This window comes from Vibrio sp. 2096, from assembly GCF_033339595.1.
GTDB lineage: Bacteria > Pseudomonadota > Gammaproteobacteria > Enterobacterales > Vibrionaceae > Vibrio > Vibrio alginolyticus.
In genome coordinates, this window is the sequence record NZ_JAWOUX010000113.1 from 1 (window position 1) to 1,018 (window position 1,018).

Here is a 1,018-nt window from a genome sequence, read left to right on the forward strand (position 1 = left end):
GGTGCATCCGTTTTGCATCCGAAGACCATTGCTCCTATCGCGCAATTCCACATTCCATGTCTGATCAAAAACAGCTTTAACCCTCAAGGTGCAGGTACGCTTATCGGCCAAGATACTGGTGAAGATAATCTTGCGATCAAAGGTATTACAACGCTTAACGACCTAACCATGGTTAACGTATCAGGCCCAGGTATGAAGGGGATGGTAGGCATGGCGAGCCGAGTATTTGGTGCGATGTCTTCTGCTGGTGTCTCTATTGTATTGATTACTCAATCATCGTCTGAGTACAGCATCAGCTTCTGTATCGAGGCCGATGATAAGCTGAAAGCTCAACAAGTTTTGGCGGATGCGTTTGAGCTTGAACTAAAAGACGGTCTATTGGAACCGGTTGATTTTATCGATGATGTTTCTATCGTTACCTTGGTTGGTGACGGCATGCGTACATCCCGTGGTGTTGCTTCACGTTTCTTCTCTTCTCTTGCGGAAGTGAACGTCAATATCGTCGCGATTGCGCAGGGTTCTTCAGAGCGTGCTATCTCTGCGGTAATTCCGGAAGACAAAATTTCTGAGGCGATCAAAGCGTGTCACGAAAACCTATTTAACTCGAAATACTTCCTCGATGTGTTTGTTGTTGGTGTTGGTGGTGTTGGCGGTGAGCTGGTGGATCAGATCCAACGTCAACAATCCAAACTGGCGGAAAAAGGTATCGTGATTCGAGTTTGTGGTTTAGCAAATAGCAAAGGCTTGCTACTCGATAGTGAAGGCTTACCACTAGAACACTGGCGCGACCGCATGTCAGCGGCAACAGAAGAATTCAGTCTAGCTCGCTTAATCGCGCTGGTTCAGCGCAATCACATCATCAACCCTGTACTTGTGGATTGTACGTCTAGTGAAGACATTGCAAATCAATATGCAGACTTTCTAGCAGCAGGTTTTCACGTGGTCACACCAAACAAAAAAGCAAACACAGCAAGCATGGCGTACTACCATCAGCTTCGAGATGTCGCTCGTAGCTCGC

The 1,018-nt window shown here is 46.9% G+C and carries 1 protein-coding gene; it reads left to right on the top strand.

All coding sequences use genetic code 11. The annotated features are described in order from the left end of the window. Window positions 1-1,018 (top strand): ACT domain-containing protein (locus R7Q41_RS24430; protein ID WP_318144760.1); only part of this gene is annotated, 1,018 nt, incomplete at both ends.